General features: G+C 56.8%; 21 protein-coding genes and 2 riboswitches. Of the genes, 16 read left to right on the top strand and 5 right to left on the bottom strand.

Translation table 11 applies throughout. The features are described 5' to 3' along the window. Positions 1-6: 6 nt before the first annotated feature. The 3 genes from BQ5353_RS07550 to BQ5353_RS07540 are packed head-to-tail and all read right to left on the bottom strand — an operon-like array spanning position 7 to position 1675. Positions 7-549, bottom strand: a complete 543-nt coding sequence (locus BQ5353_RS07550; RefSeq protein ID WP_054331388.1) for a hypothetical protein — start codon at positions 547-549, stop codon at positions 7-9. 13 nt (positions 550-562) lie between these two features. Then, complete coding sequence (locus BQ5353_RS07545; protein ID WP_054331387.1) at positions 563-796, bottom strand: cytochrome D ubiquinol oxidase subunit II; 234 nt, start codon at positions 794-796, stop codon at positions 563-565. Between the two features lie 18 nt (positions 797-814). Next, a complete protein-coding gene (locus BQ5353_RS07540; protein WP_071427632.1) occupies positions 815-1675 on the bottom strand; it encodes a DUF2262 domain-containing protein in 861 nt (286 codons plus the stop codon). Positions 1676-2580: 905 nt separating this feature from the next. On the opposite strand from BQ5353_RS07540, the gene BQ5353_RS07530 reads away from it, so the two are divergent. The 13 genes from BQ5353_RS07530 (at position 2581) to BQ5353_RS12745 (ending at position 17387) form a co-directional block, all read left to right on the top strand. Further along, positions 2581-3747 carry an FprA family A-type flavoprotein gene (locus BQ5353_RS07530; RefSeq protein ID WP_071427630.1) on the top strand — a complete coding sequence of 389 codons (1167 nt, stop codon included), beginning with the start codon at positions 2581-2583 and terminating at the stop codon, positions 3745-3747. A gap of 489 nt (positions 3748-4236) precedes the next feature. After that, positions 4237-4334: riboswitch (glycine riboswitch) on the top strand. Between the two features lie 3 nt (positions 4335-4337). After that, positions 4338-4438, top strand: a riboswitch (glycine riboswitch). Between the two features lie 145 nt (positions 4439-4583). Continuing rightward, complete coding sequence (gcvT, locus tag BQ5353_RS07525; RefSeq protein WP_054331556.1) at positions 4584-5672, top strand: glycine cleavage system aminomethyltransferase GcvT; 1089 nt, start codon at positions 4584-4586, stop codon at positions 5670-5672. 153 nt (positions 5673-5825) lie between these two features. Further along, on the top strand, positions 5826-6209 hold the full coding sequence (gcvH, locus tag BQ5353_RS07520; protein ID WP_054331384.1) for a glycine cleavage system protein GcvH: 384 nt from the start codon (positions 5826-5828) through the stop codon (positions 6207-6209). Next, a complete protein-coding gene (gene gcvPA, locus BQ5353_RS07515) occupies positions 6210-7544 on the top strand; it encodes an aminomethyl-transferring glycine dehydrogenase subunit GcvPA (protein WP_054331383.1) in 1335 nt (444 codons plus the stop codon). Then, on the top strand, positions 7541-8980 hold the full coding sequence (gcvPB, locus tag BQ5353_RS07510) for an aminomethyl-transferring glycine dehydrogenase subunit GcvPB (RefSeq protein ID WP_054331382.1): 1440 nt from the start codon (positions 7541-7543) through the stop codon (positions 8978-8980). Before gcvPA ends, gcvPB begins: the two co-directional genes overlap by 4 nt. A gap of 160 nt (positions 8981-9140) precedes the next feature. Beyond that, positions 9141-10817, top strand: a complete 1677-nt coding sequence (locus BQ5353_RS07505) for a formate--tetrahydrofolate ligase (protein ID WP_054331381.1) — start codon at positions 9141-9143, stop codon at positions 10815-10817. Positions 10818-10836: 19 nt separating this feature from the next. Beyond that, entirely contained in the window at positions 10837-11466 is a 630-nt protein-coding gene (locus BQ5353_RS07500) for a cyclodeaminase/cyclohydrolase family protein (protein ID WP_054331380.1), read from the top strand. A gap of 14 nt (positions 11467-11480) precedes the next feature. Further along, positions 11481-12332 (top strand): bifunctional 5,10-methylenetetrahydrofolate dehydrogenase/5,10-methenyltetrahydrofolate cyclohydrolase, encoded by an 852-nt coding sequence (locus tag BQ5353_RS07495; protein WP_071427629.1) that lies wholly within the window; start codon positions 11481-11483, stop codon positions 12330-12332. Further along, positions 12329-13150, top strand: a complete 822-nt coding sequence (locus BQ5353_RS07490; protein WP_071427627.1) for a formate/nitrite transporter family protein — start codon at positions 12329-12331, stop codon at positions 13148-13150. Before BQ5353_RS07495 ends, BQ5353_RS07490 begins: the two co-directional genes overlap by 4 nt. Positions 13151-13170: 20 nt before the next feature. Further along, positions 13171-14178: a lipoate--protein ligase gene (locus BQ5353_RS07485; protein ID WP_071427625.1), complete on the top strand. Its 1008-nt coding sequence runs from the start codon at positions 13171-13173 to the stop codon at positions 14176-14178. 39 nt (positions 14179-14217) lie between these two features. Further along, positions 14218-15621 (top strand): dihydrolipoyl dehydrogenase, encoded by a 1404-nt coding sequence (gene lpdA, locus BQ5353_RS07480; RefSeq protein ID WP_071427624.1) that lies wholly within the window; start codon positions 14218-14220, stop codon positions 15619-15621. Between the two features lie 195 nt (positions 15622-15816). After that, a complete protein-coding gene (locus BQ5353_RS07475) occupies positions 15817-17232 on the top strand; it encodes a HAMP domain-containing sensor histidine kinase (protein ID WP_071427622.1) in 1416 nt (471 codons plus the stop codon). After that, positions 17229-17387, top strand: a complete 159-nt coding sequence (locus tag BQ5353_RS12745; protein WP_143117186.1) for a flavodoxin family protein — start codon at positions 17229-17231, stop codon at positions 17385-17387. Before BQ5353_RS07475 ends, BQ5353_RS12745 begins: the two co-directional genes overlap by 4 nt. Before the next feature lie 369 nt (positions 17388-17756). Here BQ5353_RS12745 and BQ5353_RS07470 read toward each other — a convergent pair whose 3' ends face one another. Beyond that, on the bottom strand, positions 17757-18509 hold the full coding sequence (locus BQ5353_RS07470) for a helix-turn-helix domain-containing protein (protein ID WP_071427621.1): 753 nt from the start codon (positions 18507-18509) through the stop codon (positions 17757-17759). A gap of 267 nt (positions 18510-18776) precedes the next feature. On the opposite strand from BQ5353_RS07470, the gene BQ5353_RS07465 reads away from it, so the two are divergent. The 3 genes from BQ5353_RS07465 to tadA all read left to right on the top strand — a co-directional run bounded on the left by BQ5353_RS07465 (position 18777) and on the right by tadA (position 21773). Beyond that, entirely contained in the window at positions 18777-19715 is a 939-nt protein-coding gene (locus tag BQ5353_RS07465; protein WP_054331375.1) for a hypothetical protein, read from the top strand. Between the two features lie 520 nt (positions 19716-20235). Further along, a complete protein-coding gene (locus BQ5353_RS07460) occupies positions 20236-21303 on the top strand; it encodes a CPBP family intramembrane glutamic endopeptidase (RefSeq protein ID WP_054331374.1) in 1068 nt (355 codons plus the stop codon). After that, complete coding sequence (gene tadA, locus BQ5353_RS07455) at positions 21303-21773, top strand: tRNA adenosine(34) deaminase TadA (RefSeq protein WP_054331373.1); 471 nt, start codon at positions 21303-21305, stop codon at positions 21771-21773. Before BQ5353_RS07460 ends, tadA begins: the two co-directional genes overlap by 1 nt. A gap of 836 nt (positions 21774-22609) precedes the next feature. On the opposite strand, the gene BQ5353_RS07445 is transcribed toward tadA, so the two are convergent. After that, the gene (locus tag BQ5353_RS07445) at positions 22610-23128 is read right to left on the bottom strand and encodes a nitroreductase family protein (RefSeq protein WP_054331371.1); all 519 of its coding nucleotides are present in this window, start codon (positions 23126-23128) and stop codon (positions 22610-22612) included. Positions 23129-23223: the final 95 nt, after the last annotated feature.

The raw sequence follows: 23223 nt of genomic DNA, 5'->3' as shown, positions 1-23223 counted from the left end.
CCTTACTCATGCCAGCTCCGCGTCCAAGATCTGGACTGGTTTTCCTTTCTCGTTCACATAGTAAAGGGCGATATAGTCGATGCCGTCCCGCTTGACCTGTTCCCACGGCATCCGTTCACCGTTGATCAGTTCCACGGTATCCGCCTCGTCCGGTTCGAAGTCCTCTTTTTCGTCCTCATAGTCAACGCTGTACCCCAGCTCCAGCACCAGTTTGGAGGCAGGGATCTCATACCGCTTGAGGGGACGGTGCTCCAGTTCGGCTGGATCGTGTTCATCGCAGAACATATTATCGTAGCCATGCCGTCCACCGTCAAAGATGATGAACTCCTCGCCGCTCTCCGGGTCACGGGCTGTCACCAGTCCGGGAGCCGCATCGCCATCTACAATATAGGATTGGGGCTCTCCTTTCACCGTGAGCAGATCTCCATAATACCAAACCTCCAGCAGTTCATTGCCGGTGGTGGAACAGAGTGTCACAGTGGGCAGACGCTTCTCCGCCCATTCTTTCACATGGCCGGTGAGCCAGGTGGGATATTTCTCAGTCATCATAGTCTTTCTCCTCCTATTTCAATTTCAGCACAAATCCCCAGATGCTCACTACAATCAGGAGGACACCCAACAGGAAGAAAAGCACACGCCGGTATCCTCTGCTGTGACGGTGGGCATCCCGCGTACCAGTGGGGTTACAGAGCCAGCTCCAGTTACGGATCGCTCCAAGCAAAATCGCTGTGCCAATCATCACCGAGGCAATATACCAATGCTCCTGTAAAAAAGCCGTGATCTGCTCGCTGTTCATTTAGGTTTCCTCCTCTGCTTATCCCTGTATATCAGCGTCAACGGGACCTTTTTTCAGTGTCCCATCCACAGTGACCACATGGCCCCAGAACATATCGTCGTCCTCATACCAGACGGTAAATCGCCCGCCAGGAGATACTGTAAACTCGGTGAGTAGGATGCGCCGGGCGAACTCATCCTCAGTGATGGGGTCTTTCTCCGGGTTCCGGTCGGTCTGGTCATTGTCGGCCAGCCATTCGTTGGCCAGAGCGGTGAGCTTTTGGGCAGCCATCGCCCGCAGGGACTTGTCCCAGACTTCCTGATCTGCCAGCAGTTTCTTCATCACATTGGTGACACGAGTCCAGGACGCTTTCTTTTCAATCTCCACATCCAACGAAATCCGGACTTCTTTTCCCATCCACTTGCAGGTTCCATCGAATGTGCTCATCTCACGATCCAGGGTGAGGGTTCCCAGCACTGCATCTTCCAGAAGAATGGGCTTTGTGTATTCCGTCCAGATTTCCTCCAGTGCCGGGCAGGGGACACCTTCCTCCAGTACCTCCGTGACATACCACTGAGGTTCGCTGAAGGCATCACCTTTCCAGCCGCGGGCTTTGATTCGGTAGACCTGGCCCTTGGCAAACAGCTTGGAATAGTCTCCGGCTTCCCGTTCCTTGTCTGTCAGCGGCCAGCTCAGGTAGCAGTGGCCGGAGATTACCTGTCCGCTCTGGACATCCGCCATGGCGAGAGCATGGTTATGCGCCGTCCAGAAAGTATCCAGAAAGGTTTTGTCCGCGCTGGTGCCGCTTTGGATCAGTACCAGCTTTTCCTCATCTTCTGATGCGTAAAGGGCAATAAAGTCTTCGATTTTTCTTTTTTCATGGTGTCCTCCCTTAAACATTCAGATAACAAAAATGCCCCACGCCGCACTGTCATAAAGACAGGCTGACGCAGGGCATGAAGAAGCCGCGTTGAAGGAGCTACATCTACCGGCAGATGCAGTTTCTTCAACAATCAAAATCTTTTTTTCGCATCTTAAAACAGCAAGGTGCTGTCCAATATATTTGTTCATAGCGACACCATTTGTTCTGAGCATAATTAGAATTTTATTATATCACAACGCACCTTCAATGAAAATATTTTGTGTAAAATGCAAAAGGAAATTTTTTATGAATTTGTTCCAAGAAGGGTTGTGACTTCCATGTTAGGTCGGGTGTGGGATCACCTCGGGAACGCCAACCAAAAACCTCAATGCACAAGCTGCGGTCGGGGCTTTCGCTTTAATCGCGGCTTTGCACCCGCATTTACCACAGGCATCTTTTCCCCGCTTGGGGAAATTTTTCCTATCGCAACACAACCCATCCCGCGATGAATCCACTGCATGCAGATCTGTCCACTGTGTCCGATCCTGGTGATCCAATAAAGCCCAGCTGCCATCCCAACCGGGAACCCCACCGAAGCAAAATTTGCTTTTCTCCCCCAGAAAAAGGGGTGTTCCGTTGACAATTTCCCCCCTTTTTTGTTAGTATGAAAAGGAAGCTGTACCTTGCCCAAAAAGGGCGATTCAGCCGCCATTTTCTGAGCCCCATATCTCCGGATTTCCCCGTCGGGAGGCGATGCCTCGCCCAGAAAACGGGCACACTATACCAAGAAGCCTGCTGGGAAAACTCCGGCGCTGCCAGTGGAATGCGGCCGCGGAAAAAATTCCGGCCGGACGGGGACAGGCTCGTCCCAAGCAAGATAAGGCTATCCCCATGGGTTGTTTTTATCAGCCTTTACAATATATTTTACGGGAGGAATCGCACCATGAGCAACATCCAGATCTCCGACCACGTGCGGTACATCGGCGTGGACGACAAAACCATCCAGTTGTTTGAAAGCCAATACGACGTCCCCAATGGCGTCTCCTACAACTCCTACCTGATTCTCGACGACAAAATCGCCGTCATGGACACGGTGGACGCCCGCGCCACCGAGGAGTGGCTGGCCAACCTGGAGGCCGCTTTGGATGGCAGAACCCCCGATTACCTGGTGGTCCTCCACATGGAGCCGGACCACTCGGCCAGCATCCACAGGGCGGCGGAGAAGTACCCGGAGATGCAGATTGTGGGCAACGCCAAAACCTTCCCCATGATCGCCCAGTTCTTCCCTCTGTGCCTGGAGGGCCGCACCGTCGTGGTCAAAGAAGGGGACACCCTTTCTCTGGGGAACCACACCCTCCAGTTCTTTATGGCCCCTATGGTCCACTGGCCGGAGGTGATGGTCGCCTATGAGCAGACCGAAAAACTCCTCTTCTCCGCCGACGGGTTCGGCAAGTTCGGCACCCTGGACACCGACGAACCCTGGCTGGAGGAATCCCGCCGGTATTACATCAACATCGTGGGCAAATACGGCGCCCAGGTCCAGGCCCTTCTCAAAAAGGCATCCGGCCTTGACATCGCCAAAATCTGCCCTCTTCATGGCCCCATTCTGGACAAAGACCTGGGCTACTACCTGGAGAAATACGATACCTGGAGCCGCTATGAGCCAGAGGACAAGGGCATCCTCATCGCCTGCGCCTCCATCCACGGCCACACCATGATGGCCGCCCAGAAACTGGCGGAACTCCTGCGGGAGAAAACCAGCCTTCCGGTGGTGGTTGCCGACCTGTGCCGGGACGACATGGCCAAGTGCGTCTCCGACGCCTTCCGCTACAGCCATCTGGTCGTGGCCTGCGCCACCTACAACGGGGGCCTGTTCCCGCCCATGGAGGCTTTCCTCTCCCACATCAAGGCCAAGAACTATCAGAAGCGCACAGTGGGCATTGTGGAAAACGGCACCTGGGCCCCCACCGCTGCCAAGCAGATGAAAGCCGCCTTTGAGGGGATGAAAGAGATCCGCCTGGCACAGCCTGTGGTCTCGGTGAAATCGGCCATAAACGACGCCTCCATTGCGGAGTTGGACGCCCTGGCCCAAGCGCTGCTCGCCGAGTAAACAATATTAGGGCAAAGGAAGGGGAACCCCCGGCTGGGGGTTCCCCTTTTTGTTCCCCTCTGTCCAGAAAATAGTTCCAGCCCTGTGCTGACCCCTTGACAAAATTGGTTGGCGGGGGTGGGGCCCTATTTCCTTTCTGTGGAAACTCCAACTCACTGCCAAGGCTGGAAATTTTTTGTCATTTCTGTAACAAACATTGTTAAACAGAAGACCGAATCGCAAAATTATATCTTTTTAGCGGAAGAATTTTCTAAAAATATTTTTGAATTAATCACCAAAAATGGGGTGTGATCTTCTCCGAAATCAAAATTTCTTCGTCGGAATTCCGGCAAAACTCGGGGTGATGTTGGATAGTTCTCCTAGGTTCGTCTAGGAAATCACAAGCATTGCCGTTTCTTTGTCAAACCCCCTGGTTGACAACATTTTGGTTGTTGGCTATAATGCAGGTACAAACGGGGCATCCTCTGGATCGCCTTGCATATATTGCGGTTGAAGGATCCGGGAGAGGTCAACACAACAAGATATTGTGTTGGAGCCAAAGGGGTATGCGCAAAAAAACTCTCAGGCAAAAGTACCGGATCTGGACGGAACTCTGGAGAGTTGAGACCTCCTTTTGGCAGGTGCCTCAACACCGATGAAGCAACTTGGCCCAAACGGCGGGTCGGGGAATCTTTCAGGTATCGCAACAGAGGCGCGCTCTTACCGGCGTGCCTCTGTTTTTTATAAGCAGCCACAGGCGAACTTATAAAATGTCCATCGGGGCCTTCCCCCAGAATCCTGTTGCAGCAAAGCCATTTTACGGCTATTTTGACCCACTTTGGAAAGGAGCGTATTCCATGGAACTGAAAACCCCACTTTATGATTGCCACGTAGCTTTAAACGGAAAAATTGTCCCCTTTGCCGGCTATCTGCTCCCGGTGCAGTACGACACCGGCGTCATCGCCGAGCATATGGCGGTGCGCACCAAGGCTGGCCTCTTTGATGTCTCCCACATGGGCGAAGTGGTTTTCTCCGGCCCCGACGCCCTCAAAAACGTCCAGCACCTGATGACCAATGACTTTTCCAACATGGTGGCAGGCGATGTCCGCTACAGCCCCATGTGCAACGAAAAGGGCGGCGTGGTGGACGACCTGATCGTCTATTGCCTCAAAGAGCCCACCGATTACCTGGTCGTTGTCAACGCAGCCAACCGCCACAAGGACGCCGATTGGATGCGCAGCCACCTGATCGGGGATGTCACTTTTAAAGACATCTCCGACGAGGTGGCCCAGGTCGCCCTCCAGGGACCCCAGTCCCAGGCCATTCTATCCAAACTGGCTGACGAGAGGGACATCCCAACCAAATACTACAGCTTCTGCCAAACCGGCAAGGTAGCCGGGGTGGACTGTCTGATCTCCAAGACCGGCTACACCGGCGAGGACGGGTTCGAGCTCTATTGCGCCCCCGACAAAGCTGCTGAGCTGTGGAACGCCCTGCTGGATGCAGGCAAAGAGAACGGCCTCATCCCCTGCGGCCTGGGCGCCCGGGACACCCTGCGGTTGGAAGCCGGTATGCCCCTCTACGGCCACGAGATGACCGACGACATCACCCCCAAGCAAACCGGCCTTGGCATGTTCGTCAAGATGGACAAAGAGGACTTCATCGGCAAAAAAGCCATGGAGGAGATGGGCGCCCCCACCATCAAACGGGTGGGCCTGAAGATTCTGGGGAGGGGCATCGCCCGGGAGAACTTCCCCGTCTACGCCGGCGACAAATTGATCGGCCACACCACCAGCGGCACCCACTGCCCCTACCTGGGCGGCGCTTACGCCATGGCCATTGTGGAGAAGGAGCCCGCACCCTTGGGCGCCACCGTCCAGGTGGAGATCCGCGGCAAGAAGGTGGACGCTGAGGTAGTCAAATCCCAGTTCTATAAAAAAGCTTAACTTCCGGCTCTTCCTTTGGGAGGTCGCTTTCCCTCCCCCCCTTTGGGCGGCCTTCCCAATAGAGCTGTTTCCCCATTGTCCCAAACGGCCGGGGCCACTGCCCCACGCCCGAAACTATACAACATTAAACAGAATCAATAGGAGGAATGCAACATGAAAAATCCAACCGATCTGCTGTATACAAAATCCCACGAATGGGTCAAGAAACTGGACGATGGCACCGTGAAGGTGGGTCTAACCGATTACGCACAGCATGAGCTGGGCGACCTGGTGTTCATCAACCTTCCCCAGGAAGGGGATGAAGTCTCGGTGGGCGAGACCTTTGGCGACGTGGAATCGGTCAAAGCGGTCTCTGACGTGTACAGCCCTGTCTCCGGCACCGTCACCGCCATCAACGAAGAACTGCTGGACCACCCCGAACTGGTGAACAAAGAAGCTTATGAAGCTTGGTTCATCCAGGTGGGCGAAATCTCCCAGGAGGAAGAGCTGCTCTCGGCCGAGGCTTATGAGGAGCTTCTTGCAAAGGAGGAGGCGTAAATGGGCTCTTACGTTCCAAACACCCGGGATGAGCGCCAAGGGATGCTGGAAGCGGCCGGCTTCTCCAAGATGGAGGACCTGTTCGCCCACATCCCCCACGAGGTGCTGCTGAACCGCCCCTTAGACATCCCCGCCGGCAAATCCGAACTGGAAGTCAGCCGGGTGATGGCAGAAATGGCAGGGAAAAACACCATCTTCCCCTCCATCTTCCGCGGTGCGGGCGCCTACGACCACTACATCCCCGCCATTGTCAAGAGCGTCACCTCCAAAGAGGAGTTCCTGACCTCCTACACCCCTTACCAGGCGGAGATCAGCCAGGGCGTCCTCCAGTCCATCTTTGAGTACCAGACTATGATCTGTGAGATCACCGGCATGGATGCTTCCAATGCCTCGGTTTACGACGGGGCCACCGCCGCCGCCGAAGCCGCCTCCATGTGCCGGGAGCGCAGCCGCACCGTCACCTATGTGTCGGCCGCCTGCAACCCCTCGGTGCTGCGGACGCTGAAAACCTACTGCTTCTCCTCCGGGACTGAGCTGGTGGTCGTCCCAGAAAAAGACGGCGTCACCGACCTTTCCGCCATCGAAGGCGAGCTGGACGGCAAAACCACCGCTTCCCTGTACATTGAACAGCCCAACTACTACGGCTTATTGGAGGATGTGGAAAAAGCCGCTGAGGTCATCCATGCCGCAGGCGGCAAGCTGATTGTCGGCTGCAACCCCATCTCCCTAGGCATCCTGAAAACCCCCGCCGAGTGCGGTGCGGACATCGCTGTGGGCGAAGGCCAGCCCTTGGGCATGCCCCTTTCCTTCGGCGGCCCCTACCTGGGCTTTATGGCCGCCAAATCGTCCATGACCCGCAAGCTGCCGGGGCGCATCGTGGGCGAGACCACCGACCTGGACGGCAAACGGGCCTATGTCCTGACCCTCCAGGCCCGGGAACAGCACATCCGCCGGGAGAAAGCCTCCAGCAACATCTGCTCCAACCAGGCCCTATGCGCTATGACCGCCGCGGTCTACCTGGCTGCCGTAGGAGCTGACGGCCTCCAGAAAGCCGCCACCCTCTGTATGTCCAAAGCCCATTACCTGGCTCAGGAGCTCTCTAAAATCCCCGGCTTCGGGCGCAAACACCAAGGGGAATTCTTCCACGAGTTTGTCACCGGCTGCCCCATCTGCCCCCACAAGCTGATGGCCGAGCTGGAAAAACACGGCATCCTGGGCGGCCTGCCCCTCACCGGGGCCTATGAGGGCTCGATCCTGTGGTGCTGCACCGAGAAGAACACCAAAGCGGACATCGACCGTCTGGTGGCGATTGTAAAGGAGGTGGCTGCCCAATGAAACTGATATTTGAGAAGAGCCAGCAAGGCAGAGGCTGCTCCATCCTGCCGGAGTGCGATGTCCCCGTGGCGTCCATCCCCCAGGGCAAAGAGCGCAGACAGCCGCTGCATCTGCCCCAGATGGCGGAGAACGACCTTTCCCGCCACTACACCCAGCTGATGAAACGCACCCACGGCGTCAACGACGGGTTCTACCCCCTTGGCTCCTGCACCATGAAATACAACCCCAAAGTCAATGAAGAGGCCGCGGCCCTGCCCGGGTTCCAGAAGATCCACCCCCTGCAGCCGGAATCCACCGTCCAGGGCGCCCTTGAAGTGCTGTGCACCGCCGAGCAGCTGCTGTGCGAGATCACCGGCATGGACAACATGACCTTCCAGCCTGCGGCGGGCGCCCATGGAGAGCTGACCGGCCTTCTGCTGATCAAAGCCTACCACGCGGCCCGGGGCGACACCAAGCGCACCAAGATCATCGTCCCCGATTCCGCCCACGGCACCAACCCCGCCAGCGCCGCCATGGCCGGCTTCCATGTGGTCAGTGTCCCCTCCTATGAGGACGGCTGCGTCAATGTGGAAAAACTGCGGGAAGCAGTCGGCGACGACACCGCCGGCCTGATGCTGACCAACCCCAACACCGTCGGCCTGTTTGACAAGAACATCTTAGAGATCACCAAGATCATCCATGAGGCGGGCGGCCTGTGCTACTACGACGGCGCCAACCTCAATGCAGTCATGGGCATCGTCCGGCCCGGCGACATGGGCTTCGACGTGGTCCACCTCAACCTGCACAAGACCTTCTCCACCCCTCATGGCGGCGGCGGCCCCGGCGCAGGACCTGTGGGCTGCAAGAAGATCCTCACCCCCTTCCTCCCCTCCCCCATGGCAGTAAAGGCTGAGGACGGCTACCATCTGGATTATGACCGCCCCCAGAGCATCGGCTCGGTGAAGGACTTCTACGGCAACTTCCTGGTGGTGGTGCGGGCCCTGACCTACATCCTCACCCTGGGCAAAGAGGGCATTCCCGAGGCGGCCCAGAACGCCGTCCTCAACTGCAACTACCTGATGAGCCAGCTCAAAGACGTCTATGACATGGCCTTTGACACCGGTTGTATGCACGAGTTTGTCATGACCCTCTCCCGGATGAAGAAGGAACACGGCGTCTCCGCCATGGATATCGCCAAAGCCCTTCTGGACAACGGCATCCACCCGCCGACGATGTACTTCCCGCTGATCGTCGAGGAGGCTCTGATGGTAGAGCCCACCGAAACCGAGTCCAAGGAGACTTTGGACGAGGCGGTGGCGGTGCTCCACAAAATCTACCAAGAGGCGGTTTCCAACCCCGAAGCCCTCCACGAGGCTCCCCTCACAACCCCCGTCCGCCGTCTGGATGAGGTTGGCGCGGCCCGGAATCCCCGCCTGCGGTATCAGTTCGCAGAGTAGGTTTTGACCCTTCACAACTAAAAAAGGCTGAAAGACCAAAAAGGCGCCTCCCCCGCCTTGGTGTGGGGAACCGGACAACACAAAAGGACGGTTCCCCCCGGCGGTCTTTCAGCTTTTTCTTTTTCACCGTTTATCCACCCGATCTGTAAAGGAGATACTTATGGCTTTTAAATCCGATATCGAAATCGCCCAGGAGACGAAAATGGACCACATCCGCGACGTGGCCGCCGCGGTTGGCATTGATGAAAAATATGTGGAACAGTACGGCAACTACAAGGCGAAGATCGACTACAACGTCCTCACCGAGTGCGCCGGAAAACCGGACGGCAAGCTGATCCTGGTCACCGCCATCACCCCCACCCCCGCAGGCGAAGGCAAGACCACCACCACCGTGGGACTGGCAGACGGCCTGCGCAAGATCGGCAAAAAAGCGGTAGTCGCCCTGCGAGAGCCCTCCCTGGGCCCGGTGTTCGGCGTCAAAGGCGGTGCAGCTGGGGGCGGGTATGCCCAGGTCGTCCCCATGGAGGACATCAACCTCCACTTCACCGGCGACATGCACGCCATCGGCGCGGCCAACAACCTTCTGGCCGCCATGCTGGATAACCACATCTACCAGGGCAACGCCTTAAACATCGACCCCCGCCGCATCACCTGGAAGCGCTGCGTTGATATGAACGACCGCCAGCTGCGGTTTGTCACCGACGGCTTGGGCGGCCGGGTCAACGGCGTCCCCCGGGAAGACGGGTACGACATCACCGTGGCCAGCGAAGTCATGGCGGTGCTCTGCCTGGCCACCGACCTCATCGACCTGAAGGAGCGGCTGGGCCGGATCATCGTGGGCTACACCTACGACGACAAACCGGTCACCGCCGGCGACCTGAAAGCCCAGGGCGCCATGGCCGCCCTCCTGAAAGACGCCCTGAAACCCAACCTGGTCCAGACCTTGGAACACACCCCCGCCTTCATCCACGGCGGCCCCTTTGCCAACATCGCCCACGGCTGCAACAGCATTATGGCCACCAAGATGGCCCTGAAGTTCGGCGATTACGCCGTCACCGAGGCGGGTTTCGGCGCCGACCTGGGGGCGGAGAAATTCCTGGACATCAAATGCCGCATGGCGGGCCTCCGCCCCTCCGCCGTGGTCATTGTCGCCACCGTCCGCGCCCTAAAACACCACGGAGGGGTGGCCAAAGCCGACCTGGGCAATGAGAACCTGGAGGCCCTGGAAAAAGGCCTGCCCAACCTGCTGCAGCATGTAGAAAACATCACCCAGGTGTTCCACCTTCCCGTAGTGGTGGCCATCAACCGCTTCCCCACCGACACCGAGGCTGAGCTGGCCCTCATCGAGGAAAAATGCCGCGCCCTGGGGGTCAACGTGGCCCTGTCCGAAGTGTGGGGCAAGGGCGGCGAGGGCGGAAAGGCCCTTGCGGAAGAGGTTGTCCGCCTCTGCGAAGAGGAGAGCAGCTTCACCAACTGCTACGACTTGGACCTTCCCATTGAAAAGAAGCTTGACGCCATCGTCACAAAAGTTTATCATGGCGATAAAGTGGAGCTGACCGCCGGCGCCCGGAAACAGATGAAAAAGCTGGAGGAGCTGGGTTTTGGGAACCTGCCCATCTGCATGGCCAAGACCCAGTACAGCTTCTCTGACGACCAAAAGCTCCTGGGTGCGCCCCGCGGCTTTACCGTACAGGTGCGCAACCTGAAAGTCTCTGCCGGCGCAGGCTTCATCGTGGCCTTGACCGGGGATATCATGACCATGCCCGGCCTGCCCAAGGTCCCCTCCGCCGAGAAGATCGACGTGGACGCCACCGGCAAAATCCAGGGCCTGTTCTAATGGGCAAAGGAGAATGACTATGGACTTTACCACACAAAGCTGCCGGGACTTCGTCACCGTCCTGGCTTCCAAAGCGCCGGTGCCGGGCGGGGGGGGAGCCTCCGCCCTGGTGGGCGCTATCGGCACCGCCCTGGGCAACATGGTGGGCAGCCTGACCGTGGGCAAGAAGAAATATGCCGCGGTGGAAACGGACGTGATCGCCCTCCAGGAGAAGGCCACCGCCCTACAAAACGACCTGCTCGCCCTGGTGGAGCGGGACGCCCAGGTGTTTGAACCCCTCTCAAAAGCCTACGGCATGCCCAAGGCCACCGAGGAAGAAAAGGCGGAGAAGGCCCGGGTTATGGCCGTCGTTTTGAAGGAGGCCTGCCAGGTCCCCTTTGAAATCATGGAGAAGTGCTGCCAGGCCATCGACCTAATGGACGGCTTTGCCAAGATGGGAAGCGCCATCGCCCTGTCGGACGCCGGGGTCGGGGTCGCCTTCTGCAAGGCGGCACTGCTGGGCGCCAGCCTCAATGTGTTCATCAACACCAAATCCATGGCCGACCGGGCCTATGCCGAAGAGATCAACCAAAAAGCCAACGCCATGCTGACTGCCTACACCGCCCGGGCGGATGCCATCTACCAGTCGGTGCTGGAGCGGCTGCAATAGGAGGGGAAACACCTATGGCAACCATCCTCAAAGGCGCGGCGGTGACCGCCGCCCTAAACCAATCCCTTACAGAGAGAACCAGCGCCCTCAAAGAGAAGGGCATCCTCCCCACCCTAGCCATTGTGCGGGTGGGGGAGCGGGGGGACGACATCTCCTATGAAAAAGGGGCCATCAAGCGCTGCGAGAAGATCGGCGTCGGGGTGAAGCAGTTCCTCCTGCCCGCCGATGTCCCGGAGGAAACCCTGTTGGCCACCATAGAAGAGATCAACGCTGACCCTGCCATCCACGGCTGCCTCCTGTTCCGCCCGCTGCCGGGGCACATTGACGGGGAGCGGATCCGCCGGGCCCTCGCCCCCCAAAAGGATGTAGACGGCATCACCGACGGCTCCCTGGCCGGGGTATTCTCCGGCTCCGGGGAAGGCTATCCCCCTTGTACCGCCCAAGCCTGCATGGAGATTCTGGACCACTACGGCTATCCGCTCCAGGGCAAAAAAGCGGTGGTCGTCGGCCGCAGTCTGGTGGTGGGCAAGCCTGCCGCCATGCTGCTGCTCCAAAAAAACGCCACCGTCACCGTCTGCCACACCCGCACGGCGGATATGCCTGCCCTCTGCCGGGAGGCAGAGGTTCTCATCGTCGCCGCTGGCAAAGCCGGCGTGGTGGGGAAGGAATACCTCTCCCCCGGCCAGGTGGTCATCGACGTGGGGATCCACGTCCTGGAGGACGGCAAGCTGACTGGAGACGTGAAGTTTGAAGAGGCGGAACCCATTGTGGAGGCCATCACCCCGGTGCCCGGCGGCGTGGGCACCGTCACCACTTCGGTGCTGGTGAAACACGTGGTGGAAGCCGCGGAAAAGGCGTCGAAATGAGCCTGTTCACCCCGGCCCAGACGCTGGAAAACTACTGTGCCACCGGCTGCGCCAAGGCAGAGCGCGCCCCTCTGCCCGCTTTTTTGCTGGCGGTTTTAGCTGGTGCGCTGATCGCCCTGGGGGGCGCCGCCTCAGCCACGGCCACCTACGCGGTGGCCAACCCCTCCCTGGCCAAGCTGATCAGCGGCCTTCTGTTCCCCTTTGGCCTTGCCATAGTCATCCTGTCGGGGGCGGAGCTGTTCACCGGCAACTGCCTCATCACCCTTTCGGTGCTGGACCGCAAAACCTCCCTGGGCAGCATGCTGCGCAGCTGGGCCATCGTCTACCTGGGCAACTTTGTGGGGGCCGCGGCTGTCGCCGGGAGCTATGTCTACTTTGGCCGGCTTCCCGCCGACCTGGCTGCCGCCATGGCCCGCACTGCCTCCGCCAAATGCAGCCTCACCTTCCCCCAAGGGGTGGTGCTGGGTCTTTGGTGCAACATCCTCGTGTGCCTGGCGGTGCTTTTAAGCCTCTCCGCCCAGGATTTAAGTGGCCGGGTGATGGGCGCTTACCTACCGGTGGCCTTCTTCATCTTCTGCGGGTTTGAGCACAGCGTCGCCAACATGTACTACATCCCCGCTGGTTTGTTTGTTGGGACCCTTCCCCAATACGCTTCGGCGCTGGAGGGGCTCTCCCTCCCGGCCCTCAATTGGGGCAATTTCTTCTTCGCCAACCTGTTGCCGGTGACCCTGGGCAACATCCTGGGCGGCGCACTGCTATCCTATCTGCTGTTCCGCAGCCACCTGGGCGCACCGGCTCCTCAGCAGTCCCGAACCTAACCCTTGGGAGGAATCCGTTTATGATCAAGACCTTGTACACCTGTATGGGCACCGGCTTCAACCCCTATGAAAACCTGGCCCTGGAGGAAATGCTCCTCACCCATGTGCCAAAGGAGAGCTGCATCCTCTACCTGTGGCAGAACCAAAAGACGGTGGTTATCGGCAAAAACCAGAACGCCTGGAAGGAATGCCGGGTCAAAGAGCTGGAGGAGGACGGCGGCTTTTTGGCCCGCCGCCTCTCCGGGGGCGGGGCGGTGTTCCACGATTTGGGGAACCTCAACTTCACCTTTTTGATGAACAGCCCCGATTACGATCTTTCCCGCCAGCTGGATGTTATCCTGCAAGCGGTGGCCTCCCTGGGCATTTCCGCCCAAAAGTCCGGCCGGAATGACGTCACCACCACCGATGGGCGGAAATTCTCCGGCAACGCCTTTTATCACCATGGGGGAAAGTCCTACCACCATGGCACCTTGATGCTCCAGGTAGACAAGGATCTGGTAGCCCGCTACCTCAATGTGTCCGCAGCCAAGCTCTCCTCCAAAGGGGTGAGTTCGGTGAAATCCCGGGTGGTCAACCTGGTGGAATTGCAGCCGGAACTGACGGTGGAGGCTATGAAAGAAGCCCTCGTCTCTGCGTTTGAACAGGTGTATGGCCTCCCTTCCCTCCCCTTCCCGGTGGAGGAGCTGAACGGGGATAAGACCGCAGCCCTCGCCGCCCGTAACGCCTCCTTTGACTGGCGCCTGGGCCGGAATATCCCCTTCGATTGGCAGGGGGAGTGCCGGTTCCCCTGGGGCGGTATCGAATTGAAACTGCGTGTGGAGAGCGGCCGGGTGCAGGAAGCCGCCCTGTACTCCGACGCCATGGACGGGGACTTCATTCCCCGCATCGCCCCTCTCTTTACCGGCAAAATATTTTCCTCCCAGGAGCTGGGCGAGGCCCTTTCCCCCCTCCTTTTAGAGGATATCGGGCAGCTTCCCCGGCAGATGGTAGAAGACCTGCGGGATTTCATCCGATCCCAGGAATTTTAACAGAACCAACAATCCCCACAGCAGAAATGGAGGATGAATATGAACGAATATCAGCTGATTGTCATTGGAGCCGGCCCAGGCGGTTATGAAGCCGCTATCCGGGCTGCCCAGCTGGGCCTTACCACCGCTTTAGTGGAGAACCGCCAGGTGGGCGGCACCTGCCTCAACCGGGGGTGCATCCCCACCAAAGCCCTGCTCCACGCTGCCGCCCTGTATCGGGGTGTCCAAGAATTTGAATCGGTGGGCCTTTGTGCCCAAGGGGTATCCTTTGACATCCAAAAAGTCCACCACCGCAAAAACCAGGTGATTGAACAGCTTCGCTCCGGCATTGAACAGCTGATCAAAGCCAATAAGATCGACCTGTACCAGGGCACCGGCACCCTGACCGGCCCCCACAGCGTCACTGTGGCCACCGGGGAGGGCCCGGTGGAACTGGCCGGCGAAAATATCTTGGTGGCCACCGGCTCCAAGCCCTCCCGGCCCCCCATCCCCGGCCTGGACCTGCCCCATGTGGGCACCAGCGATGAGTTCCTCTTTTTGGAGGATAAGCTGTACGAGAACCTGATCATCATCGGCGGCGGGGTCATCGGGGTGGAGTTCGCCTCGGTGTACCAGAGCTTTGGATGCAAGGTGACCATTGTGGAGGCCATGGACCGCATCCTGCCCCCCATGGACCGGGAGATCTCCCAGAACCTTGCCATGATCCTGAAAAAACGGGGGGTCGCCATCCACACCGGCGCCATGGTGGAGCGGCTGGAGGAGACCCCCGAAGGCATCGCCTGCCACTTCACCCAGAAGGGCAAGGAACAGGTGGTCACCGCCGACGGCGTATTGGTGGCCATTGGCCGCCGCCCCAACACCGACGGTCTCTTTGCCGAGGGTTTCTCGGTGGAGATGGAACGGGGCCGCATCGTCACCGACGAGGCGTTTAGGACCAACGTGCCCTCCATCCGGGCCATCGGTGACGTCACCGCTAAGATCCAGCTGGCCCATATGGCATCCGCCCAGGGCCTCACCGCCGTTGAACTCATCGCCGGCAAGGAGCCTTCCATCTGCCTCACTGCCGTCCCCGGCTGCGTCTACACCGACCCGGAGATCGCCACCGTCGGCCTGACCGAAGAGGAGTGCAAGGAGAAGGGCATCGCCGTGCACAAGGGCAAATACATCATGTCCGGAAACGGCAAAAGTATCATCGAACAGGCGGACCGGGGCTTTATCAAGCTGTTGTTTGATGAAAAGACCGATGTCCTGCTGGGCGCCCACCTGATGTGCTGCCGTGCCACCGACCTGATCAGCGAACTGTCCACGGCCATCGTCAACAAGCTGACCTCTAAGGAGCTCAGTTCGGTGATCCGCCCCCATCCCACCTTTACCGAAGCGGTGACCGAGGCGGTGGAGAGCGCTCACGGCATGGCCATCCATCTGGCTCCGGCCAAAAAATAAAGCTGCATCAAAAAGCGGCCCTTTTCCTATAGGGAAAAGGGCCGCTTTTTGCGCCTTGAAACAAAAAAGTCTCCGTTAAAATGAGAGAAAATCCTCCTTGCTGCCCAAAATTGTGCTACAATGGTCGCAAGCGGCCATTGGGGAAGAAACCGCTTCCCTGTTTCATACATATCCCAATTGATTGGAGGCCCCCTCATGAAACGAACCATCTTTTGGCGCCTGCTTGCCTTCCTGCTGTGCGCCCTCTGCATCTATGCCGCAGCTGTGTCTGTTCTTCAAGGAATGGCTCCCCCCTTTGACATCCTGCTTCCCCTGGCGGCCACCTTTCTGGCCTGCCTGCCCCTGGCCGTCCTTTTCTCCCGGAAGATCGCCGGCACCGTGGCTGACCCCATCCAGCGGATCACCAACCATCTGGAGATGATCCAGCGGGGGAACTACAACCTCCACATCGATTACCCCTATGACGATGAACTCTCCCCCATTATCGGGGCGATCAACCAGCTCACCCAAAACATCTCCCACACCCTGGAGGATCTGACCTACGAAAAAGAAAAGGCGGAATACATCCTCAACAACATGGACGGCGGGCTGGTGCTGGTGGACGCAGGGCGGCGGATTTTGCAGCACAACAGCGCCATCCACAAATATTTTGACATCGGAGATGAAATTGTGGGCCAAGCCATCACCTCCCTCACCGACAACCCGGATATCCTGAGGTCGGTGGATAAGGCGGTAGAGAACCAAATCTCCTCGGTGTTCGACGTCAACCTGATGGACAAATCCGGCACTGTGGTGTCGGTGCGCGCCATCCCCACCCAAGGAGCCTGGACGGACAGCGGCCGCAGTGCCTCAGCCATCCTCATCTTTACCGATGTCACCCAGATGCGCCAGATGGAGCGGATGCGCAGCGAATTTGTAGCCAACGTCTCCCACGAGCTGAAAACCCCCATCACCTCCATCAAAGGCTTTGCCGAGCTGCTGGATTCCGGCGTGGTGCAAGACCATGCCTTGGTGGAGAGCTACCTTCGGCGCATCCGGGAGGAATCGGAGCGGATGACCAATTTGATTGAGGACATCCTGCGCCTATCCAGCCTGGAGAGCGGCCAGAGCCAGGAGCAGCGACCGGAGCTGGTGGATTTGCGGGAGATGGCGGAGGACATCCTCTACAGCCTCACCCCTCAGATCAGCAAACGAAATATTACAGCCCAGGCGGAGGGGGAGGGCTGCTGCTGGGCAGTTCCCGACGACATGCGGCAGCTTTTGAAGAACATCATCGAAAACGCGGTAAAATACAACACCGACGGCGGTTCGGTCTCGGTGGTCTGCGACCAGGGGGATGAAACTTGCAGCGTCACCGTGTCGGACACCGGCATCGGCATCCCCATGGAGCATCAGCCCCGCATCTTCGAGCGGTTTTACCGGGTGGACAAAGGCCGTAGCAAGCGGGAGGGCGGCACCGGTTTGGGCCTTTCCATCGTCAAGCACGTGGCCGCCAAATACGGCGGGCAGATCACCCTGACCAGCCGCCCTGATGAAGGCACGGTCATCCAAGTGCGGCTGCCGGTGGGGGAAAACCCCGCCCGCTGCCGCAATCAGGAGGAACCATCATGACTGTCAACAAAATCTCCCTTGTCTATTTCAGCCCAACAGGGACTACCCGGCAGATGGTCCGGGCTATAGCGGAGGCGCTTCCCATGCCGGTGGAGGAATACGACTCACCTTGGGGATCCCTCCAATCCCCACCTTCCTGCCGGAGGACTTTGTGATCCTTGGGCGTCCCAGCGTACAGTGGGCAGGTACCCAAACCGGCCCTGGAACGGTTTGCCGCCCTCCACGGCCAGGGGACGCCCTCCAACAGAATTCCGGCTGCTTTGGCCCCCCTCTAAATCACAAAATAACCAGCGATATCTCCCTCACCCCGAGGGCGCAAAAAAGCCAGGGACACGCCCTGGCTGCGAAATTGATTCAAAAGATGCGGGGGAAACGAATCGTTTCTAGGTCTATTTTATTTTATACTCGTGGAATTATCCGTTTTTCCAAATCATTTTCGGTTTTTTGATACGAAGCTGCACTAAAATCTGAAATACAAACCTGTTACGCGGTATGAGAGAGGGTGCCCGGCGCGGCAAAAGCCCTCATTCCCGGGAAAACTGCCTCCATTGTACCACCAAGTCCATCAATTTGCTGCGGACATGGCCCTCTGTGATGGAAAACCGATCCGCAATTTCTGAAACCGAAGCGTTCCCCAGCACCATTTGAAACATTTCTTGTTCCGCCTTGGTAAGGCTCGCCTGAAAACTTGCGGTTTCCTGCTGGTTTTCCCAACGCCCCATACCTCCGTCGTCGCTTCCGGCCAGGAGGTCGTATAGGGATACCTCCTCATCCTCTGCCTTACGGATCCTATCGGCGCTGAATCGCTCATTGGCGGCGGCCGGCGTATACCTTTTGTTGGCCGACAGCAGCCAATCCCGGACAAACTCCCTGGCGTGTTCTTCAAAAGTACACAGAGCCGGTTCATAGCGGAAAACCGCTTCAATCAGCCCTAATTTAGCCTCTTCCCGAGAGGATTTTTTCTGGTCTTTGTAGATGGAGGCAAGCAGTTTTTCATCGGGGATCTGCCGCAGTTTCCCGCGCCAGATCTTCCCCACTGGCACATGGCCCACCTCAAAATACGCTGGAAGTTCCACGCCGCACCGGTGCAGTTTCCGCGAGAGGGGCAGAAGCTTGACAAAAGTTTTTCCCATGCGGATCCCCCCGTCTTCCAGGGTGGATTCCCGCAGGAGAAGCTCCTGATTCTGCGGGGAATAGGACAGCTGGAAGTAGGGAGGCAGCAGTTCCTGGAGTGGTTTGTTGATTTTTAGACAACCGTTTTTGGTGATTTGCACCATGGGCAACCTGTGCCTAGATTGACTTCCGATCCATTCCTGTTGTGCCTCCTCGCCTTTGGGTGTCTCTGTCCATATTGTCTTCATCATCGGCCGCTCCTTCTCCATGTAACTGGTGCGAATTTTCTAAATTTCGACAAAATACTACTGGTTTATCCGTTCTTCTGCTTTATAACTTATTATAGCGTAAATTTTTCGGAACGCAAGATAGCCCCGTTGCTTTTTTAGCTTTTTTTTGATAAGATATGTGTAAAAAGAGGGGGGATTCTATTGTCTACAGTCAAACTTGAAATTCATGTGAACGGCCAAGGCGCCACCATCCATATTGATGGGGAGGCGAACGATGTTCTATCTTTTTATGACAAATTGTACAGCAGTGGTCTCTTAACCCCGTCTTCTTTTGGCAGCTGCGAGACCATTGAGGCGATCAATTCTCCCGTGCTTTCATCAGGAGAAGCCTCCCTTATCAAAGAGGAAGGAAAAGAACCTCTATCCGCCCAAAAAGAAAATGGCACAGATTCTGATACGGAAGTCCCTCTTTCGGCGCTGCCGCAGGACAGCTCCACGGAGGGGGAATCCTCCCCCCTATCCGATGAGACGGCCTGGACTCTGGCTTCGATCATAGAAAAAGATCCGCCTTTTTCCCCTGCGGAATGGCTGATTGTCCATCTGCTGTTCGCGACACAGGATGGGGAAAAACCGGTCAGCCGGATCTCCCTCACCAATATTTACCGGGAGTATGGCCAGTTTACCTCCAAATGGCAGAAGGGGCTTTCCTCTTATCTTTTCTCCTTTCAGAGGCGGGGGTGGATCTCCCTGGAAAACACCTTCATCACCCTTCTTCCCAAAGGGTCTTTCGCTGCCCGCCAGCTGCTGGACTCCCTATCTACCCCCTCTTCGGAGCCGTCTAGAAGTATCCCCTCTTTCCCTGCATTTGCAAAAGGGTATAACTTGTCGGCCAATGTCAATTATGCGCTTGCGATCCTGTATTATCTGGAGAAGGTTTTGGGGGAAAGCAATCGCTCTGCTGCACGGCTGTGCGAAATTTGGGAAGCGTCTGGGCGTCCGGCTCCCCCAAAATATTCCGTTGTCTTCCAGCATATGCGGGACAAACGGGCCCCCTACGCTGGGATAGACAGCGATAGTAACTATTTTCTTCTCCCCCGGGGGGTATCCCATATAATTGAGCTTCGCAACGCTGCCCAATAAGGCTACAAAACAAACAGCCGGACGAAAAAATCGTCCGGCTTTCTCTTTGCCCTTATGCCGCGATTTGTTTACAAATCCTTGCTTTTTCAGGTGGGGATTTGTGATACAATGATCGCAGAGCGATCATTGGGGAAGAAATCCCTTTCGGGCGGAACGCCCTCCCGCCGCATAGCGGCATCGGGATTTTTCCGGCTTGCAGAGACTTTTGGGCACCGTGATCGCAGAGCGATCATTGGGGAAGAAATCCTCTCTCCATTGTTACAAGCACCGCTTGTAACATGCGCAAAATTGCTTTTTGCCGTACAGCGGCAATGCAATTTTGAGGGGCTGCCCTCCTGCCGCTCTACAGGGCTCGTTCCCAAGGGCCGGGGCAATCCTATACCGGCCTCCGGCTTTACCGCTCATTTTCGTAACATATAATAACGGAAACTCTGTGTTCCGGTGACAATCCACTGCAATCGCCAAGAAGAATCGATTTCCCATCGTTCGATCCTTCTTTGGAAGGAAGGTTACAATTTCTATGCTCTACAATACCCAAAACTTTTCCCCTTACCAGCGGGATCCTTACAATACCTCCAAGGAATTTACCTATATCCACGGCTATGGGTTTACCCCGCCGCCGCCGCGGGTCAGTGAACAGCATTTGATCCGCTCCTACGCCAATGCCATTGGCCTGGCGACGCTGCTTATGCTGTTTCTCAGCTCGATTCTGCCTCAAATATTGTTTAACATGCTTTCCATGTTCTTGCCCTCGGTGCGGATTCTGCGGTTCCAATATGTGGCCCCGCCTGCCATCTTCGAGCTGATCGATGGCTTGACCTATTCCCTGTCTATGTTGATCCCCTTTTTCATCTACATCGCATTTGTCAAGATCCCATTGCACAGCGCTGCTCCCATGCGCCGCCCCAACCTATCCATTGCCCTGCCCGGCATCGCTGTGGCCATGGGGGTCTCGGTGGTGGGGATTGTGGCTTCCAACCTTATTTCCATCCTCTTTTCCACCTTTGGGATCATCCCTGTCGCCCCTCAATCCAGTCCGGATACCACCGATGGGTTGGCCATGCTCCTATACGCCATCAATGGGATGATCCTCCCCGCCTTCATCGAGGAAATCGTCTTCCGGGGGGCGATTTTGCAGTCTCTCCGCCGCTTCGGCGACGGGTTTGCCCTCCTGACCTCCTCCATTTTATTTGCGGTGATCCACGGCAATTTTGTCCAGGCTCCCTATGCCTTTTTGATGGGGCTGGTCATCGGTTATTTTGTCCTGCGCACCGGCTCCCTGTGGACAGGTATCTTCATCCACCTGTTTAACAACGGAATTTCCATCCTATTCACCTTCTTGGACCCCTATCTCAGTGACCGGATGTACATCCTCATAATGTTCACCCTCTACGCCGCATACATTCTGGCGGCGGTGGTGGCCTCCCTCTATCTGGTGCGGCAGGACAGCGAGATGTTTCAGGTGCGGGAGGAAAAGTGCCCGCAGCTTAACCAGCACAAATACCTGTTTTTCTTTGGTTCCGCGGGGATGATTGCCTGTTTGTTGTTTATCGGGTTTTTATCCTCCCAGTATTTTGAGGTGCTGTGATGGAACGAGAAGAACGGTTTATGCGCCTCGCCCTCCAGGAGGCGGAACAGGCCATGGCTTTGGGGGAAGTGCCGGTGGGTGCTGTCATTGTCCGCGGGGATGAGGTGGTCTCTATGGGCCACAACCTGCGGGAGACCGGCAAAAATGCCCTTGCCCATGCGGAGATCATCGCCATCAACCGGGCATGCCAAGCTCTGGGGGGCTGGCGGCTGCATCAATGCGAGCTTTATGTCACTTTGGAGCCCTGCCCGATGTGTTCTGGGGCGATCATCAACTCTCGGATTCAGCGGGTAGTTTATGGCGCAGCAGACGACAAAGCCGGATGCATGGGCTCGGTCGCGGACTTCTGTGCATACCCCTTCAACCACAAACCCCAAGTGGTCCGCGGGGTGTTGGAAGAGGAATGCCAGGCCTTGCTTCAGCAGTTTTTCCAATACCTACGGGAAAAAAGAAAAGCTTCCCAGCGGTAGGCTGTTCACAATTTGTTCACCATTTAGCCAGGTAAAAAGGATATAATGATTGCGGAAACGAATTTGTTTCCGGTCAATCCCCCTCCTTTATTTTATTTCCAGTTTTCCTTATTTTGAGACGGGCCCGGTTGCTCGTCTATTTTTTTGCCCTTTTTCCCCTAGGAAATCATTGCGGCAAAAACATCAGGCTTTCCATGCAGGTGCTGAATTCTGGGGGGATTTGCTATCCTGCCACTTTTGCTGGCATTCTTCCCACATTTGTTTTTGTCAGATTTTATGGACTTCCATTCTCCGGGAAATGGCGGTTTCCCTGCAAAAATGTCCTCTTTCCACCGGATTCTGGGAATTTTTTCACAGCTTTGCACGGGTTGTCCGCAAAAAATTTCGGTCATGTTGTGGAAAACTCCGTTGAAACTGTTTAAAAGATCATATTCTACTCCAATTTTACAAAGGGTATACGCCTTTACACCGCCAATTGTGGAAAAATACTGGAGCATTTGTAATCAAACAAATTTAATATACGATTTGTAAAATCAGTTGCACTTTCTCACCCGAAACACCGCATCAAATACCCATTTTTTTCTGCTGTGAAAACCCTTGTTCTCCTCCAAGTTTTCCCCAGCATGCGGGAAAACTTGGCTGAAAATTCGGTGGAAAATGTGGAAAACCTTGTTTTGCCCCTCCCCTTTCTCCAACAAAAACCCCTTGGCTCCCTTTTATTTAGAGAGAGCCAAGGGGCCGCTGTGACAGTAAAATCGGCAGGTTTCAAGATCTCCTAAGGCGTGTTTATCCGATATAAATCTTTTTTGAAATACTATTTGCAAATTTTTTGATAATTAGAACTGATTGTATATTACAATCTCCTCCAGTGGTTTGCGCTGGGTGTGCTGGGCACTGGGCTTGCATCCCTTGGCAGGATACCCTACCGGGAAAACCGCTACCGGCTCCAAATTCTCCGGCACATGGTAGGCCTCCCGCAAGGCTGATGGGTCAAAGTAACCCACCCAGGTGCTCCCCAGACCCAGAGCCACCGCTTGAAGCATGATATGGGTCCCGACGATGGCGGCATCCACCTCGGCGGCGTCCTTGCCATCGTATTTCCTCTTCCAGGATGTGGCGTGATCCGCCAATACCACCAAGGCCAGCGGCGCGTCAAAATGATACCGGGTACAGTCTTTCAGCTTGGAAAGAGCCTCCTGCTCCTGAAGAACCAAGATGCGGTAAGGTTGAAAATTTACTGCCGTGGGGGCCGCTTGGGCCGCTTGGAGCAGCAGATCTACCTTCTCCTGCTCCACAGGCTGAGGCGCGAAGCTGCGCACCGAATATCTTGTTTTGGCAAGCTCTAAAAAGTCCATAAAACATCCTCCTTGCAGCGTTGTACTCTTCTCTGCTGGGGAGGTGGAGCGGTTCCTCTTTACAGACCAGCTGTGCTGTTCCCGCACTTCTCCCC

This window comes from Merdimmobilis hominis (assembly GCF_900104615.1).
GTDB classification, from domain to species: domain Bacteria; phylum Bacillota; class Clostridia; order Oscillospirales; family Ruminococcaceae; genus Merdimmobilis; species Merdimmobilis hominis.
Note: the sequence above shows the minus strand (reverse complement) of the source record. Positions and strands in the feature narration are given on the sequence as shown.

Bases quoted from the DNA above. Each gene is read 5' to 3' on its own strand.
- BQ5353_RS07550 (WP_054331388.1), bottom strand. From the start codon at position 549: ATGATGACTGAGAAATATCCCACCTGGCTCACCGGCCATGTGAAAGAA.
- BQ5353_RS07545 (WP_054331387.1), bottom strand. From the start codon at position 796: ATGAACAGCGAGCAGATCACGGCTTTTTTACAGGAGCATTGGTATATT.
- BQ5353_RS07540 (WP_071427632.1), bottom strand. From the start codon at position 1,675: ATGTTTAAGGGAGGACACCATGAAAAAAGAAAAATCGAAGACTTTATT.
- BQ5353_RS07530 (WP_071427630.1), top strand. From the start codon at position 2,581: ATGAGCAACATCCAGATCTCCGACCACGTGCGGTACATCGGCGTGGAC.
- gcvT (WP_054331556.1), top strand. From the start codon at position 4,584: ATGGAACTGAAAACCCCACTTTATGATTGCCACGTAGCTTTAAACGGA.
- gcvH (WP_054331384.1), top strand. From the start codon at position 5,826: ATGAAAAATCCAACCGATCTGCTGTATACAAAATCCCACGAATGGGTC.
- gcvPA (WP_054331383.1), top strand. From the start codon at position 6,210: ATGGGCTCTTACGTTCCAAACACCCGGGATGAGCGCCAAGGGATGCTG.
- gcvPB (WP_054331382.1), top strand. From the start codon at position 7,541: ATGAAACTGATATTTGAGAAGAGCCAGCAAGGCAGAGGCTGCTCCATC.
- BQ5353_RS07505 (WP_054331381.1), top strand. From the start codon at position 9,141: ATGGCTTTTAAATCCGATATCGAAATCGCCCAGGAGACGAAAATGGAC.
- BQ5353_RS07500 (WP_054331380.1), top strand. From the start codon at position 10,837: ATGGACTTTACCACACAAAGCTGCCGGGACTTCGTCACCGTCCTGGCT.
- BQ5353_RS07495 (WP_071427629.1), top strand. From the start codon at position 11,481: ATGGCAACCATCCTCAAAGGCGCGGCGGTGACCGCCGCCCTAAACCAA.
- BQ5353_RS07490 (WP_071427627.1), top strand. From the start codon at position 12,329: ATGAGCCTGTTCACCCCGGCCCAGACGCTGGAAAACTACTGTGCCACC.
- BQ5353_RS07485 (WP_071427625.1), top strand. From the start codon at position 13,171: ATGATCAAGACCTTGTACACCTGTATGGGCACCGGCTTCAACCCCTAT.
- lpdA (WP_071427624.1), top strand. From the start codon at position 14,218: ATGAACGAATATCAGCTGATTGTCATTGGAGCCGGCCCAGGCGGTTAT.
- BQ5353_RS07475 (WP_071427622.1), top strand. From the start codon at position 15,817: ATGAAACGAACCATCTTTTGGCGCCTGCTTGCCTTCCTGCTGTGCGCC.
- BQ5353_RS12745 (WP_143117186.1), top strand. From the start codon at position 17,229: ATGACTGTCAACAAAATCTCCCTTGTCTATTTCAGCCCAACAGGGACT.
- BQ5353_RS07470 (WP_071427621.1), bottom strand. From the start codon at position 18,509: ATGGTGCAAATCACCAAAAACGGTTGTCTAAAAATCAACAAACCACTC.
- BQ5353_RS07460 (WP_054331374.1), top strand. From the start codon at position 20,236: ATGCTCTACAATACCCAAAACTTTTCCCCTTACCAGCGGGATCCTTAC.
- tadA (WP_054331373.1), top strand. From the start codon at position 21,303: ATGGAACGAGAAGAACGGTTTATGCGCCTCGCCCTCCAGGAGGCGGAA.
- BQ5353_RS07445 (WP_054331371.1), bottom strand. From the start codon at position 23,128: ATGGACTTTTTAGAGCTTGCCAAAACAAGATATTCGGTGCGCAGCTTC.